The 14,032-nt window shown below is 58.2% G+C and carries 17 protein-coding genes; 14 read left to right on the top strand and 3 right to left on the bottom strand.

The features are described 5' to 3' along the window. Positions 1 to 401 precede the first annotated feature (401 nt). The 11 genes from flhD to Q7T10_RS09140 all read left to right on the top strand — a co-directional run bounded on the left by flhD (position 402) and on the right by Q7T10_RS09140 (position 10,608). Entirely contained in the window at positions 402 to 728 is a 327-nt protein-coding gene (gene flhD / locus Q7T10_RS09090; protein WP_304747577.1) for a flagellar transcriptional regulator FlhD, read from the top strand. An 11-nt stretch (positions 729 to 739) separates the two neighbouring features. Next, positions 740 to 1,276 carry a flagellar transcriptional regulator FlhC gene (flhC, locus tag Q7T10_RS09095; RefSeq protein WP_304747578.1) on the top strand — a complete coding sequence of 179 codons (537 nt, stop codon included), beginning with the start codon at positions 740 to 742 and terminating at the stop codon, positions 1,274 to 1,276. Positions 1,277 to 1,428: 152 nt separating this feature from the next. Next, positions 1,429 to 2,289, top strand: coding sequence for a flagellar motor stator protein MotA (motA, locus tag Q7T10_RS09100; protein WP_304747579.1), 861 nt, complete (start codon positions 1,429 to 1,431; stop codon positions 2,287 to 2,289). Positions 2,290 to 2,306: 17 nt separating this feature from the next. Continuing rightward, positions 2,307 to 3,245, top strand: a complete 939-nt coding sequence (gene motB, locus Q7T10_RS09105) for a flagellar motor protein MotB (RefSeq protein ID WP_304747580.1) — start codon at positions 2,307 to 2,309, stop codon at positions 3,243 to 3,245. Positions 3,246 to 3,312: 67 nt separating this feature from the next. Further along, positions 3,313 to 3,702 (top strand): chemotaxis response regulator CheY, encoded by a 390-nt coding sequence (cheY, locus tag Q7T10_RS09110; RefSeq protein WP_304747581.1) that lies wholly within the window; start codon positions 3,313 to 3,315, stop codon positions 3,700 to 3,702. Continuing rightward, positions 3,699 to 4,355 (top strand): protein phosphatase CheZ, encoded by a 657-nt coding sequence (locus Q7T10_RS09115; protein ID WP_370653751.1) that lies wholly within the window; start codon positions 3,699 to 3,701, stop codon positions 4,353 to 4,355. Before cheY ends, Q7T10_RS09115 begins: the two co-directional genes overlap by 4 nt. Before the next feature lie 117 nt (positions 4,356 to 4,472). After that, positions 4,473 to 5,624 carry a flagellar biosynthesis protein FlhB gene (locus Q7T10_RS09120; protein WP_304747582.1) on the top strand — a complete coding sequence of 384 codons (1,152 nt, stop codon included), beginning with the start codon at positions 4,473 to 4,475 and terminating at the stop codon, positions 5,622 to 5,624. Further along, positions 5,621 to 7,702 carry a flagellar biosynthesis protein FlhA gene (flhA, locus tag Q7T10_RS09125; RefSeq protein ID WP_304747583.1) on the top strand — a complete coding sequence of 694 codons (2,082 nt, stop codon included), beginning with the start codon at positions 5,621 to 5,623 and terminating at the stop codon, positions 7,700 to 7,702. The genes Q7T10_RS09120 and flhA overlap by 4 nt, the downstream gene beginning before the upstream one ends. Further along, complete coding sequence (flhF, locus tag Q7T10_RS09130; protein WP_304747584.1) at positions 7,699 to 9,144, top strand: flagellar biosynthesis protein FlhF; 1,446 nt, start codon at positions 7,699 to 7,701, stop codon at positions 9,142 to 9,144. Before flhA ends, flhF begins: the two co-directional genes overlap by 4 nt. Continuing rightward, positions 9,137 to 9,892, top strand: coding sequence for a hypothetical protein (locus Q7T10_RS09135; protein ID WP_304747585.1), 756 nt, complete (start codon positions 9,137 to 9,139; stop codon positions 9,890 to 9,892). The genes flhF and Q7T10_RS09135 overlap by 8 nt, the downstream gene beginning before the upstream one ends. Further along, positions 9,892 to 10,608 (top strand): RNA polymerase sigma factor FliA, encoded by a 717-nt coding sequence (locus tag Q7T10_RS09140; protein WP_304747586.1) that lies wholly within the window; start codon positions 9,892 to 9,894, stop codon positions 10,606 to 10,608. Before Q7T10_RS09135 ends, Q7T10_RS09140 begins: the two co-directional genes overlap by 1 nt. An 86-nt stretch (positions 10,609 to 10,694) precedes the next feature. Here Q7T10_RS09140 and Q7T10_RS09145 read toward each other — a convergent pair whose 3' ends face one another. The 3 genes from Q7T10_RS09145 to flgA all read right to left on the bottom strand — a co-directional run bounded on the left by Q7T10_RS09145 (position 10,695) and on the right by flgA (position 12,285). Further along, a complete protein-coding gene (locus Q7T10_RS09145; RefSeq protein ID WP_304747587.1) occupies positions 10,695 to 11,078 on the bottom strand; it encodes a hypothetical protein in 384 nt (127 codons plus the stop codon). 31 nt (positions 11,079 to 11,109) lie between these two features. Continuing rightward, a complete protein-coding gene (flgM, locus tag Q7T10_RS09150; RefSeq protein ID WP_304747588.1) occupies positions 11,110 to 11,448 on the bottom strand; it encodes a flagellar biosynthesis anti-sigma factor FlgM in 339 nt (112 codons plus the stop codon). Between the two features lie 84 nt (positions 11,449 to 11,532). Then, positions 11,533 to 12,285, bottom strand: coding sequence for a flagellar basal body P-ring formation chaperone FlgA (gene flgA / locus Q7T10_RS09155; protein WP_304747589.1), 753 nt, complete (start codon positions 12,283 to 12,285; stop codon positions 11,533 to 11,535). A 181-nt stretch (positions 12,286 to 12,466) separates the two neighbouring features. Between flgA and flgB the strand changes: the two genes are divergently transcribed. The 3 genes from flgB to Q7T10_RS09170 are packed head-to-tail and all read left to right on the top strand — an operon-like array spanning position 12,467 to position 14,014. Continuing rightward, positions 12,467 to 12,907: a flagellar basal body rod protein FlgB gene (flgB, locus tag Q7T10_RS09160; RefSeq protein WP_304747590.1), complete on the top strand. Its 441-nt coding sequence runs from the start codon at positions 12,467 to 12,469 to the stop codon at positions 12,905 to 12,907. 27 nt (positions 12,908 to 12,934) lie between these two features. Then, the gene (gene flgC / locus Q7T10_RS09165; RefSeq protein WP_114972581.1) at positions 12,935 to 13,339 is read left to right on the top strand and encodes a flagellar basal body rod protein FlgC; all 405 of its coding nucleotides are present in this window, start codon (positions 12,935 to 12,937) and stop codon (positions 13,337 to 13,339) included. Between the two features lie 21 nt (positions 13,340 to 13,360). Continuing rightward, positions 13,361 to 14,014: a flagellar hook assembly protein FlgD gene (locus Q7T10_RS09170; RefSeq protein ID WP_304747591.1), complete on the top strand. Its 654-nt coding sequence runs from the start codon at positions 13,361 to 13,363 to the stop codon at positions 14,012 to 14,014. Positions 14,015 to 14,032: the final 18 nt, after the last annotated feature.

Here is a 14,032-nt window from a genome sequence, read left to right on the forward strand (position 1 = left end):
TCTGGCCAATCAAGTCTTCGGGCTTTTTGTAGTCCGCCAGCAGCGCATCAATCAGGTCGCTGGGTAAGGGTTTCATTTCTACGGTCATCATTGCTCCATGCAAGACAGCAGTTTCCTGCCAAAAGACCGTTTACACAAAACTTCTTACACCCTCGAGTCTCGACGCAACTGTGCGGTGTCAAGAAAGAGAATTGGGTTGCGTTCTGGCGCCATATCTATCCTGAATTTTCCACTTTGTAAGAGTTTGCCTTACACAATGTCGCAGGACCGCTGACATCCCGAACAGGCAAATGCGGATTCAAGTTCCTGGCAGCCGGGTTCAGAATCGGTTCCATGGTGAAAGGCAAAGCAAATAGCTGGCAAACACCACCCAAATTAACGAATCGCTTCTGGAGCCCCACATGACCGACGAACAACTTTCCGCCGAAATCCGTGATGCCAACCTGACTTACCTCATGCTGGCGCAGAACCTGATTCGCAAGGACAAGGCCGAGGCCCTGTTCCGGTTGGGCGTGTCCGATGAGTCGGCTGACCTGATTGCCACGCTCTCGCCATCCCAGATCCTGAAGATCGCCTCCAGCAACATGCTGCTGTGCCGCTTTCGCGTCGATGACGACATTGTGTGGAACCTGTTGACCAACCACACCGCCAGCAAAGTAGACAACGACGCCACAACCAAGCTGCACGCCAGCATTTTGATGGCCGGGCGCTTCGCTGAAGCAATGTAAGGAGCATCACCATGGCAACCAAAAGCGTTCTCAATGATTCCCGCCAGGTTGACCGCGCTGTCGCCCTGATTCAACTCGGTGCCCGGCTGCAAGTACTGGAGAGCGAAACGGACCTGTCCTACGAGCGCCTGCTGCGCCTGTACAAGGAAGTGGCCGGGCGTTCACCGTCCAAGGGCCAGTTGCCGTTTTCCACCGACTGGTTCCTGACCTGGCAGCCCAACATTCACGCCTCGCTGTTCTTGAACACCTATGAGTACCTGAGCAAGGTAAGCGAACTGGAAGACATTGACGCGGTCATGAAGGCATTCCGGCTTTACAGTGAGCAAATTGCGGCGTGCGGTGTGGAACCCCTGCTGTCCATCACACGCGCCTGGCGCCTGGTGAAGTTTGTCGACAACAACATGCTCGGGCGGACCAAGTGCTCCAAATGTGGCGGCCATTTCGTCACCGACCCGTATGAAAATGCGCGTCATTTTGAATGCGGTCTGTGCACGCCACCCGCCCGCGCCGGCAAAAGCGCCAGCGCCGGGGGGATATTGCTACACTAAGCCGGGTGACACTTAAGCACTCTTGAAAGGGCTCCTTTGGGGCCCTTTTTCTTGTTTTGACTCTCAGTCCAGTTCCCTAGAATGAAACAGCGTCAAGATAATTTTGACGCTCCAACTATGGCTGCAACCACTCACTTTGACTCAATAAGAACATGATAGTTATTGTCGGCTACGTGGTCTCGATGGGTTGCATCTTTGGTGTCTATGTCTTTCACGGCGGCAACATCGAGGTCATTCTCAAGGCCTTACCCTTTGAGTTGATCACCATTTTTGGCGGTGCGCTCGGCGCGTTCGCGGTCAACAATCAGCCCAAGGTGCTGAAGGCCACGATGAAACTCATTCCCCAGGCGTTGAAGGGGTCCAAATACACCAAGGCGCGCTACCTTGAGTTGATGGCCTTGCTCTACGACATCCTGCAAAAAGCCCGCAAAGAGGGCTTGATGGCCATCGAGAAGGATGTGGAAGACCCGCATGCCTCAGAGATTTTCAATAAATACCCCACGGTTGGCAGTGACCACCATGTGGTGGAGTTCATGACCGACTACCTGCGCATGATGGTTTCGGGCAATCTGAACGCCCATGAAATCGAATCCTTAATGGACAGCGAGATTGACACTCACCATGCAGAGGCACACGCTCCTATTGCCGCCATTGCCCGTCTGGCGGGAGCCTTGCCAGCGTTCGGCATTGTGGCCGCCGTGCTGGGCGTGGTGAACACCATGGGGTCGGTCGGGCAGCCGCCAGCGGTGCTGGGCGGAATGATCGCCTCGGCACTGGTTGGCACTTTCCTGGGGATTCTGTTGGCCTATGGTGTGGTGGAGCCCCTGGGAGGCCTGCTGGAGCAGAAGACAGAAGACGGCGCCAAGGAGTTGCAGTGCATCAAGACCACGCTGCTGGCGAGCATGCAGGGCTACAACCCTTCCACGGCCATCGAATTTGGTCGCAAAGTGTTGTTTTCCACTGAACGACCCAGTTTTACCGAGCTTGAAAGCTATGTGCGTGGCAAAAAATAAGCTGAAGGCCGGCTGATATGGCGACAGACGCCAAGAAGCTGCAGCCGATCATCGTCAAGAAGGTCAAGAAAGGTGGCCATGCCGTGCATGGCGGTGCCTGGAAGATTGCCTACGCCGATTTTGTCACCGCCATGATGGCGTTCTTCTTGCTGATGTGGCTGCTGGGCTCCACGTCGGAAGGTGACAAAAAAGGGTTGTCTGACTACTTCTCAGCGCCGCTGAAAGTATCGATGATGGGGGGCAGCGGTGCTGGCGCCAGCAACAGCATTCTCCCTGGTGGGGGCGCTGATCTGACCAAAAACGCCGGGCAATCCCGCACCGGTCAAGGCAATGACCCAATTCAAAAGAAAGCGGCGTCTGAAGCCATGAAGGCCGAAGTTGCCAAGCAGGACGCCAAGAAGTTGGCCTCGCTGAGCGCAAAAATCAGCGCGCTCATATCCAACAGCGCGAAGCTCGCGGAATTCAGCTCCCAGATCAGACTGGATACGACGCCGGATGGCTTGCAGATCCAGATCGTCGATGATCAAAAGCGCCCCATGTTCGACAGCGGCAGCGCTGTCGTCAAGCCCTACATGCGTGACATATTGCGGGAAATCGGTGCAGCCTTGAACGGCGTTGAGAACAAAATCAGTCTGGATGGTCACACGGACCGTGCGCCGTACAGCAATGCCGAGCGTGGCTACAGCAACTGGGAACTCTCATCGGATCGTGCCAATGCGTCACGACGAGAACTGGTGGCTGCCGGCATGCCTGACGACAAATTGGCTCGGGTCGTTGGCCTGGCATCCAGCATCTTGCTGGACGCGGTCAACCCCTTGAGCCCTGCGAACCGAAGAATCAGTATCATTGTCATGACGCGTGAAGCCGAAGAACGGCTCTTGGGGACCGGTCGTACACCTGTCGCATCAGTCCCTGACCCTGCGGCGGCGGAAGTCACGGTGGCAAACAGCCCATAACATTGAGACCTCATGATTCGGTACATATTAGTAACAGTTGGAAAAAACGCCATTGAAAGGGTGCCCCATGGCAAATGAGCTACGGTTTTTGGTTGTCGACGACTTCTCCACCATGCGGAGGATCGTGCGCAACCTGCTCAAGGAAAGTGGTTACACAGAGGCCGATGAGGCAGAAGACGGTGTGGCGGCGCTGCAGAAATTGCGCGCCAGCAATTTCGATTTCGTCGTCAGCGACATCAACATGCCCAACATGAACGGTTTTCAACTGCTAACGGAAATCAAAAAGGACGAGAAGCTCAAGCACATTCCCGTCCTGATGGTGACGGCCGAAGCACGAAAAGAAGACATCGTGCTGGCGGCGCAATCAGGGGCGGCTGGCTATATCGTCAAGCCTTTTACCAAGGCCACGCTGGAAGACAAAGTCAACCTGATTCTTGCCAAGGCGGGATTGAAGTGAACGCCACGCAAAGCAATACCCCTGCGTCTGCTGCAGGCGCGGCCGTTTCGCCAGATATTCATCAATCCATTGGGATGCTGACGCGTCAATTGCACGACTCGCTCAACGGGTTGGGCCTGACCGACAAGGTCAAGGGCTGGGCCGGCGAGTTGCCTGATGCCAAAAGTCGTCTCTCTTACATTGCGCGACTCACCGGTGAAGCCGCAGAAAAAGTGCTGAACCGCGTCGATCAGGCCAAGGCGCAGCACGATCACATTGCGGCTGAGACGCGGCGAATTGGCGCGCTGATCGTCAAGGATCCGGTGGCTGCAGTGGCCAAAGGCCATGTCATGAATTTCCTGACTGATGTTGAAGAGTCAACCAAACAGGTTGACCAGCATCTGACAGAAATCATGATGGCGCAGGACTTTCACGACCTGACAGGCCAGGTCATTGCCAAGGTTGTCAATCTGGCGGCCAGCATTGAGGAGCAACTGGTTCTATTGCTGATTCAGACCGCTCCACCGGATGCGGTAGTCAAAGCGTCGGCGCCAGCGCCGGTAGCTGAATACCAGCCGGCATTGGCGGGACCTGCGGTCAACGCTGCGGGCAACCCGGATGTGGTGACGGGTCAATCGGAAGTCGACGATCTACTGGCAAGCCTGGGGTTCTGAGCCTTCCTTCATTTGCGCCATTGCCCGACTGGAAGTGGCGGGTTAAACGCCCTCTTATCATTCTTTAGTTTGCGCATCGCTTCATGACAATGGGGAGAACTTAACAGTCTCCCCGCCATGGAATCAAGTAGTCAAGACCGCAACCTACCAGCCTCCGAGAGGAAGCTTCAAAAGGCGCGTGACGACGGGCAAGTGTCACGCTCACGGGATTTGTCGCATTTGGCGGTCTTGGGCGCCGGTGCCCTGGGCTTGATGACGCTGGCGCCGCTCATGTTTGACCGACTCAAACTGCATCTGGGCCAGCAACTCTCATTTGATGCGACGTCGGTCGCGCATCCGGACGCCATGCTCACTCGCCTGCAGGATATGGTGACTGCCGGCCTGCTCGGATGTGTTATTTTTTCCGCAATCACGACCGCCGTGGTCATGCTGAGCACCGTCGCCGTCGGCGGCTGGGTTGCCAGCTTGAAGCCGATCACGCCCGACTTCAGCCGGCTGAATCCCTTGACAGGATTCGGCCGGATGTTTACCAAGGACAAGCTGACTGAAGTCTTGAAGATGACGTTTATCGCCGTCGTGCTCATTGCATTGGGCTATACGTATCTCAGCTCCACTCTGGACACCATTGCCACGCTGGTTTTGCAGCCTTCCACTGCAGCCCTCCGGCATTTGACGGAGTGGCTGACTGCCGGCATGGGTCTGCTGCTGCTGGTCGTGTTGCTGGTGGCCATGGTCGATGTACCACTCCAGGGTTTTCTGCACAAGTCCAAGATGAAGATGTCTCATCAGGAGATGAAGCAGGAACACAAGGAGTCAGACGGCAATCCCCAAATGAAGGGAAAGTTGCGTCAAAGACAGCGCGAGATTTCGCAGGGAAATAGCGTGGGCGCAGTGCCAAAGGCCGACTTCGTTCTGATGAATCCGACTCACTTTGCCGTCGCCATCAAGTACGACGAGAAAACAATGCGTGCGCCACAGGTAGTCTCCAAAGGCGCCGATCTCCTGGCCATGAAGATCCGGGACATTGCCAAAAACAATTCAATCCCGGTGCTGCAGTCTCCCATGCTGGCCCGCGCCCTGTACGCAAATGCAGAGCTTGATCAGGACATTCCTGCAAGTCTTTATACCGCCGTGGCCCAGGTGCTGGCCTATATCTACCGCCTCAAAGCGGCCATGCGCGGCGATGGCCCCATGCCGGGCGAGCCACCGCAGCCGTTTGTCCCGGCTGAACTTGATCCCTTGTCCAAGGTCATCGCCAGCACACCATGAATCCACAACTCAAATCCCTGCAACGATGGTTCGGTAGCAACGCGGCGCTGATTCAGGGCGCCGCCGCACCGATGCTGGTCGTGGCCATTCTGGCCATGATGGTGTTGCCTCTGCCGTCATGGATGCTGGACACCTTCTTCACGATCAATATCTCGGTCGCCCTGATGGTGATGATGGTGGCGGCCTACATGATTCGCCCGCTCGACTTTGCCTCGTTTCCTGCCGTCCTGCTACTCACGACGCTGATGCGGCTGTCGCTCAACGTGGCGTCGACCCGAGTCGTTCTGCTTGAAGGCCACACCGGCCCGGGTGCAGCGGGGGCAGTGATCGAAGCCTTTGGCCACTTTCTGATTGGCGGCAACTTTGCGGTCGGTCTGATCGTGTTCTCCATTCTGGTGGTCATCAATTTCGTGGTGGTAACCAAGGGTGCAGAACGTATTGCCGAGGTGTCCGCCCGCTTCGCCCTTGACGCCATGCCCGGCAAACAGATGGCCGTTGACGCCGATTTGAACGCTGGTTTGATTGATGAGAAGGAAGCCAAACGCCGCCGTGCTGAAGTCTCTGAAGAAGCGGACTTTTTCGGCTCCATGGATGGCGCCTCCAAATTTGTGCGCGGCGACGCCGTGGCCGGCATTCTGATCTTGCTGATCAATATTTTTGGCGGCTTCCTGATCGGCATCCTGCAGCATGGCCTGACCGCGTCACAGGCAGCGGACACCTACATCCTTCTGGCCGTGGGCGACGCGCTGGTGGCTCAGATTCCAGGTCTGTTGATCTCGGTAGCTGCGGCCATGGTGGTGTCACGCGTCGGCAAGGACCACGACCTGGGTCGCCAGATCGTGGATCAGATGTTCGTTTCGCCGCGCGTCCTGGGCATCACGGCGGCCATCATGGGTATTCTTGGCCTGATTCCCGGCATGCCGCATATCGTGTTCCTCGGCATCTCGCTGGTGCTCGGCTACGCCGCCTGGGTGCTGGCGCACAAGCCCCCGCCGCCCGACCCGGCCATGAGTGCGCCAGTTGTCACATCGGATGGCGAAGCCACCTGGGATGACCTGCAGCCGGTCGACCAATTGGGACTGGAGCTGGGTTATCGCTTGATCGCGCTGGTGGACAAGAACCGCCAGGGTGACCTGCTGACCCGCATCAAAGGTGTGCGCCGCAAGTTCGCACAGGAAGTCGGGTTTTTGCCGCCGGCAGTTCATGTGCGAGACAACCTGGAGCTCAAACCCAGCGGCTATCGCATCACCCTGCGCGGCGTCATTGCGGGCGAAGGCGAGGCGTTCCCCGGCATGTACCTCGCCATTAATCCAGGCGGCATTACAACTCCCTTGATCGGTACGGCCACCACAGACCCGGCTTTCGGTTTGCCGGCGCACTGGATCGACGAACGACAGAAAGAAGCCGCGCAAATGGCCGGGTTTACCGTGGTTGATTCCGAGACTGTGATGGCCACCCATTTGTCACACTTGATGCAGGTACAGGCTTCGAAATTGCTGAGCCGTACCGAGACGCAGCAACTTGTTGAACATGTGAGCAAACAGGCTCCCAAACTGATCGAAGAAGTAGTTCCGAAAATGGTACCCATCGCTGTATTCCAGAAAGTCCTGCAGTTGCTGCTGGATGAGTCTGTGCATATCCGCGACATCCGCACGATCATCGAGTCACTGGCTGAGCACGCGGGCACGGTGACCGATCCCGCAGAACTGGCGCGCCGTGTGCGTATCGCCCTGGCCCCGGCCATCGTGCAGCAGATCTACGGGCCAGCCCGCGAACTCAACGTCATCGCCATCGACCCGGCCCTCGAGCGCCTGCTGGTTCAGGCGCTTGGCAACGCTGCCGGACCAGCACTCGACCCTGGCGTTGCAGATATCTTCACCCGTACAGCCGCAGAAGTTGCACTCAAGCAGGAGGAAATTGGCATCCCCGCATGCCTGCTGGTGCCAGATCAGATTCGCAGCGCTATTGCCCGTCTGGTACGTCGCGTAGCACCACGGCTTCAGGTACTCGCTCACAGCGAAATTCCTGAATCCCACACCATCCGCATAGGTCCAATTCTCAGAGGCGCATCATCATGAACATTCAACGCTTTACTGCACCGACTTCGCGCGAAGCGCTGGCCAAGGCACGACTCGCTTTTGGCGATGGCACCCTGATTTTGTCAAACCGCCCCACCGCATCTGGCGTCGAGGTCGTCGCAACTGCGGAAGACACACTGGCGGCGCTGGACCACTCGGAATCCTTTGCGAATCGGAGCAAGGATCAGGCGCCCCAGCGTCGCCCGCTGCCCGTGAGCGCCCCCGAATCAAGAAACCAGGTCGAGGATGACGCCGCCCAGTTGGCCATGAGCACACTGTCGTTTCAGGACTATGTGCGCGAAAGGATGCTGCGCCGCCGCCATGAAGCCATGGCAGGCCGGACTGAGGCGGCTGTCATGGCGGAAGTGGAACCACCCCGCGCTGCGCCAGTGAATGCACGGATCACCCCCCCCCTGGAATTTGAGCCGCGACCCCACGTCCAGGCGGCTCCCGTGCGGAAGTCGGCCCCGGTTCTGACCCCATCCCATGCACCGGCGATGTCACAGGGCATCGTGGACGAACTTCACGCCATGAAAGCCTTGATTGAAGACCGCTTCAACACGCTGACCTGGCTGGGGCAAGCACGCCAGCATCCCATTCAGTCCAATCTGATGCTCAAATTGATTCGCGCGGGCTATTCGCCCACCCTGGCGCGGACCATTCTGGAGCGGATGCCGGAGGAAATTGGCGCTGCCGAGTCGGTGCGCTGGGTCATGGATATTCTGGAACGCAACCTGAAGACCGATGCAGCAACCCTCCCCCTCCAGGAAGAGGGCGGGACCTACGCGCTGGTGGGAGCGACCGGTGTTGGCAAGACCACCACAGCCGCCAAGCTGGCCGGCCTGTGTGCACGCAAGCACGGTCCGGCCAGCGTCGGACTCATCACACTGGATACCTATCGCGTCGGTGCACACGAGCAACTTCGGACTTACGGCCGCATGCTCGGTGTTGTGGCCCACCTCGCCCATGACCGTGCGGCACTGCAAGACCTGTTGAACCTGCTTGGCAACAAGAAAATGGTTCTGATTGACACGACCGGTCTCGCACCAAACGACCCGCGCAAACGGGGCATGCTGGACGTTCTTGATCTGCCAGGGGTGAACCGCTTGCTGGTACTCAACGCAGGCGGTCACGGTGACACGCTGGACGATGTGGTTTCATCATTCAAATCCAACGGGGTACAGCAGGCAGTCCTGTCCAAGATCGACGAGGCCGCCAAACTGGGCCCCGCTCTGGATGCCACCATTCGTCACCAACTGGTATTGCGGGGTGTCACGATGGGCCAGAAAGTGCCCGAGGACTGGGAAGCCGCCGATGCCGCCAAACTGGTGCGCATGTCCATGCGCTCGGCGACCAAGTCCGCATTCGATCCCACGGTTGCCGATCTGGGCTTTATCTTTACCCAGCCAGCCCCATCCCATATCGGAAGACTCGATGCTTGACATGTGCGTCAACCAGGGCGCGGGGTTGCAGAGCATTGCGCTGCAGGCGGCGCCTCGTGTGATTGCCATGGCCAGCCACGGCGATCAGCAAGGCGAACTGCCCTTGCTTTGGAGTCTGTGTTCCACCCTGGTTGGTTTTGGCTACCCAGTCGCAGTCCTGGACGCCACGACGGCCGAATCGGACGACAACCCGGGCTTGGTCCAACTGCTGGAAGACGGTTGCTGGCGCGGTGACGAGAGCACCGAACCATTGTCCTGGTCTGTCATTCCAGCGGCGCTTGGACTCCAACAACTGGGCTTTCAAAAATCGGGGCAGGCGCTCCCGCTGGATCCCCTGGTCGGTCTGTTTCAGAACTTTGGCGTCATTGTCATTTACGCCCGGGCAGAGGTTTTGACCGTCTTATTGCCAAATAGCGAAATCGAGCCGCTACTCACCGTGTCACCTGTCAAAATGTCATCTGTAACTGCCTACCAGGCACTCAAGCAAATGTTGCTCAACGCCAACCTCAGACCAACTGTCGCCAATATTGTGTGTGAGCCCGTATTGAATACCGCCATGGCAAACCATTCTCCATTGAAGAATTTGCAGGAATGTGCATTGACATTTCTGGATTACCGGCTTGACTCGCTGGCCGTACGGGCGCTGCAACCGCAGGAGTGCCGCGCTGACGACATGCACAGACTGGCCTCTCGACTTCTGGAAAATGCCATGCCGCTTCACCGTAACCATTTTGTGGGGAGTCACTGATGTACACCGCCAATGGGCAACTGGACCGCAATGCCATGATCAGGCAATACCAGCCGTTGGTTCGTCGCCTGGCGCACCACATGATGGCCAAGTTACCCGCGAACGTGCAAGTGGATGACCTGATCCAGGTGGGACTCATCGGCTTGTCCGAGGCCTTGACCCGGTACGAAGCTGCACAGGGCGTTCAGTTTGAAACCTTTGCCACACAGCGCATTCGCGGCGCCATGCTGGATGAACTGCGCGGCAATGACTGGATGTCCCGTGGCTCCCGCAAGAGCCAAAAGGAAATCGAGCAGGCATTGCGCCGGCTTGAACACCAGTTGGGACGCACGCCGCTGGAAAGCGAAATCGCGGCCGATCTGGGCCTGAGCCTCGTCGACTATCAAACCCTGCTCGGGAAAGTGCGGGGAACACAACTTGTCTACCTCGAAGATATGGCCCGTGGCGCCGAAGACGAGGACAGCTTCCTGGACCGCCACGTGGGGGACAGCGAAGCGGACCCGATGAACATGTTGCGAGACCAGCGCTTGCGTCAGGCTTTGGTCGCCGCCATCAAGAACCTACCGGAACGCGAACAGCACATCATGAGCATGTACTACGAAAAGGACATGAACCTCAAAGAGATCGCGGCAGTGCTCGACGTCACTGAGTCACGAATTTGCCAGTTGCACAGCCAGTCAATTGCCCGGCTGCGCGCCAAGATGCGGGCGCACTAGTTGCGCCAGACTCTGCGGGTCACCGCAGGTCTGTAACTAAGACAATGCGAGGAGTGGCCTGGCTCAGGCCGATGGGGTGGCCCGCCTCAGGCGGCCAGGTACTTGAATGCGCCCGTTTGCTTGCCGGGACTCCCGTAGGGGCCGGAAACTTGGGCATAGGTGGCATTTTGGATGGCCGGAACTATGGCATTCAAGGCGCGCTCAACCAATACCGTCCGGCGGATCAACGTCTCCCTTCGAGTGGCCATGCCATCCGCCAGGCTCTTCAACCTCAGATTCAAATCCCGGTTCTTGAGATCAACCGGTGTTAGCCGCTGCAACAATCCAGAGAAACCGATCGCTGCTTGCTGCAGGGCGGCACTGGCCGCTGCCAGTGCAATCGGTTCACCGCTCACAAGCGCCGCCGACACGTCCTTGAAATGGTGTTCAACTTCAGTCAGTGCTTCTGCTAGGTGAGGAGGGAGCGTCATTCTGACTTCAAAAAAATAAGGTGAATCGGGCTCAATTCCGGGTGCGATTGAGCATTTCCTGGGCGTTGGCCAGCAATTTGTCGGCGATGGCTTCAGGGTTCACCACATAGGTACCATTTTGAATGGCCGCTCGCACCGTCTTGACTTTTGCCATATCGACGTCTGCCGACTCGCCGGATTTGGCGGCTCCCATCGTGCGCGCCAAAGTCGACACCGTGACCGCCACGCCTGCAGATTGGGTGCTCTTGGCTGCCACCGCATTTGCAGTCGAACTCGCACTCTGACCGCCCTTGGAAGGGGTGGGTGTTGCAGTGGTACTGACCGGAATCAGATTATCGGAAGGTTGACCTATTTTCATTGTGCTCTCCAAAACTACCAGATATGTAGCCTCGTACGATCACTATCGGCGTAATTTCGCGTGACTTTAGCCTTATTTGCACGGGATTGGAAGGCTTCATAACTCCAGCCTCACTGTGCGACCATCCAGTACCACGCCTGACATCACCCGCCCGTTGTCCATTCTGACCCGTGCAGCCTGCCCGACCACACCGGCCGACAGGGCTTGTCCATCCGATGTGACCTGGAACCCGGCCCCCTGCGCGACAACGCGAACCTGGGTGCCTGCCTGAAAAACCTGCGCCGGCTTGATCATCCCCTGCCGCATTGCCTGTCCTGTCGTCAACGCCCTGGACGCCACCTGCCCCACCCATTGAGACGCATTGCTGACAATAGGGCTGGCTTCCTCGGCCCAATCGACCTCTGCCTCGATCGCGTCGGCCTCCGTCAATACCGCTCCTGGCGCCACGTTGCCCTGGACCACCCAGGCCAGGCCATAGGCCCTGACGGTCACAGGCAGAAAGACATTCCATTTGGCACTGCCCTCCAGGCAGCGAAGACCGAGACGGGTTTTCCCCCACAGGCGGGTTCCCACCGGGATATAGGGCTCAATCCTTGCGCACGGAGCCAGTCGGAGCCGGCTGTCAAGCTCGCCAACAGCGACTTCCATGCGAAGTGGCGCCGCCCCCGCTGGGCGAATATTCGACACCGCGTTGTCCAGCCATCGCTGCGTCGTGGCGATGAATTCGGGCTTGCCGCCATCGGCCTGGGCAACGGCCGGTGTCGGGGCACTCCAGACAACACTAAAGGCAACAACCAGCCCCAATGCCGTGGGCATCTGGCGAGTCGGATTGAAAAGTATTTTGAACATGGCGCCCTGACAGTCGTGTACCAATGACTATAGAAAGGGCCCGGCGGGATAAAACACTCAAGTAACGGCGGTTTCCCCCGTTATTAAAGACATCGGAAATTAAAGTATTTCCCATAATTGCCTCACATCGCAACCTGCAGCCACTGCCGCGGGGTCCGATAACCGAAAGTTGAGGTGCTTCATGTTCGCAAATATGACCAGTGGTCTGGACTTCCATTCGAAGGCCCTGGTGTTGCGCGCCGAACGGCAGCGGGTTATTGCCAGCAACATTGCCAACGCCGACACGCCAGGCTATGTGGCCCGCGACGTCGACTTCAAGGCCGCCATGAGCAATGCCACTGGCGGCGGCCTGACTGCCGGCACCAGCAATCACCAAAACGGCGGCTCCAGCGGCACGACCCATGCCAGACACATTCCCTTGTCGGGTGGCGCCATCGGAACCCTGGGCGGCACATCGACCCTGGCCTACGCCGCTCAAAGCCAGCCCAGCCTTGACGGCAACAGTGTTGACCTTGACCGCGAGCGCGCCAATTTTGTGGACAACTCCGTGCGATACGAGGCAACCCTTCGCTTTATTAACGGCCAGTCCAAGACAATCTTGAGCGCCATTCAGGGCCAGTAAACCTGATCACGCCTGCGGAGACCCCTTATGTCCATGTTTTCCATATTCAATGTGTCCGGCAGCGCGATCAGCGCGCAGTCGCAGCGCCTCAACGTCGTCGCCAGCAATCTGGCCAATGCAGACGCCGTGGCCGGCCCCGACGGGCAAGGCTACAAAGGCAGGCAGGTGGTGTTTGAGACCACGCCCATGGGCTCGGATGCATCTTCCGGCGTGCGGGTATCCGCCATCAAGGAAAGCAATGAACCCTTGCGCAAGGTGCACAACCCAAGTCACCCCTCGGCCGATGCAGAGGGGTATGTGACGCACTCCAACGTGAATCCGGTGGAAGAAATGGTCAACATGATTTCAGCCTCGCGCTCTTACCAGAACAACGTCGAAGTCATGAACACGGCCAAGACACTGCTGCTCAAAACCCTGCAAATGGGTCAGTAAACATTACACAAGGGTTTTGCCATGCTTACCGCCACCACCGCATCTACAACCACGACGGGTACCGCCACGTCCGGCACCACGACGGCCGCCAGCGACGCCAACGCGTCGCAGGATCGTTTCCTGAAATTGCTGGTTGCGCAGCTCAACAATCAGGACCCGATGAACCCGATGGACAACGCGCAGATGACCAGCCAGATGGCGCAGATCAACACGGTCACCGGCATTCAGCAGGTCAATGAGACCCTGAAAAGCATGGCGACACAGTTCACCTCGCTGCAGGTGCTGCAAGGCTCCTCCATGGTCGGCCACAACGTCCTGATTGAAAGCAACACCTTGACCAACAGTGCCGGCGTGGCCAGCGGCGCGGTTGATCTGGCGAGCAAGGCCGATGCGGTCAAGATTGACATCCTGTCGTCCGGCGGGCAGATCCTGGACACCTTCGACCTGGGCGCGCTGGACGCCGGCAGGCAGTCCTTTGACTGGGATTCGTCTGCCTACACAGGTACCGGCGCACCGAGTTTTCGGGTGACCGCCACCCTGGCCGGTCAGGCTGTCGCCACGACATCTTTGGCCCGCGACACGGTCGTGTCGGTGGGCAGCGAAAACGGCGCCATGACGGTGCAACTACAGGGCCGTACAGCAGTGCCCTATGACAGCATCAAGGCCATTCTCTAGACCTCAGCACAGATTAAA

Source organism: Rhodoferax sp., assembly GCF_030646845.1.
Taxonomy (GTDB): domain Bacteria; phylum Pseudomonadota; class Gammaproteobacteria; order Burkholderiales; family Burkholderiaceae_C; genus Rhodoferax.

Excerpts from the sequence above, each read along its gene's own strand:
- Q7T10_RS09170 (WP_304747591.1), top strand. The coding sequence starts at position 13,361 with ATGCTTACCGCCACCACCGCATCTACAACCACGACGGGTACCGCCACG.
- flgB (WP_304747590.1), top strand. The coding sequence starts at position 12,467 with ATGTTCGCAAATATGACCAGTGGTCTGGACTTCCATTCGAAGGCCCTG.
- flhF (WP_304747584.1), top strand. The coding sequence starts at position 7,699 with ATGAACATTCAACGCTTTACTGCACCGACTTCGCGCGAAGCGCTGGCC.
- Q7T10_RS09145 (WP_304747587.1), bottom strand. The coding sequence starts at position 11,078 with ATGACGCTCCCTCCTCACCTAGCAGAAGCACTGACTGAAGTTGAACAC.
- flhA (WP_304747583.1), top strand. The coding sequence starts at position 5,621 with ATGAATCCACAACTCAAATCCCTGCAACGATGGTTCGGTAGCAACGCG.
- flgC (WP_114972581.1), top strand. The coding sequence starts at position 12,935 with ATGTCCATGTTTTCCATATTCAATGTGTCCGGCAGCGCGATCAGCGCG.
- Q7T10_RS09120 (WP_304747582.1), top strand. The coding sequence starts at position 4,473 with ATGGAATCAAGTAGTCAAGACCGCAACCTACCAGCCTCCGAGAGGAAG.
- cheY (WP_304747581.1), top strand. The coding sequence starts at position 3,313 with ATGGCAAATGAGCTACGGTTTTTGGTTGTCGACGACTTCTCCACCATG.
- Q7T10_RS09135 (WP_304747585.1), top strand. The coding sequence starts at position 9,137 with ATGCTTGACATGTGCGTCAACCAGGGCGCGGGGTTGCAGAGCATTGCG.
- flhD (WP_304747577.1), top strand. The coding sequence starts at position 402 with ATGACCGACGAACAACTTTCCGCCGAAATCCGTGATGCCAACCTGACT.
- flgA (WP_304747589.1), bottom strand. The coding sequence starts at position 12,285 with ATGTTCAAAATACTTTTCAATCCGACTCGCCAGATGCCCACGGCATTG.
- motA (WP_304747579.1), top strand. The coding sequence starts at position 1,429 with ATGATAGTTATTGTCGGCTACGTGGTCTCGATGGGTTGCATCTTTGGT.
- flhC (WP_304747578.1), top strand. The coding sequence starts at position 740 with ATGGCAACCAAAAGCGTTCTCAATGATTCCCGCCAGGTTGACCGCGCT.
- Q7T10_RS09140 (WP_304747586.1), top strand. The coding sequence starts at position 9,892 with ATGTACACCGCCAATGGGCAACTGGACCGCAATGCCATGATCAGGCAA.
- motB (WP_304747580.1), top strand. The coding sequence starts at position 2,307 with ATGGCGACAGACGCCAAGAAGCTGCAGCCGATCATCGTCAAGAAGGTC.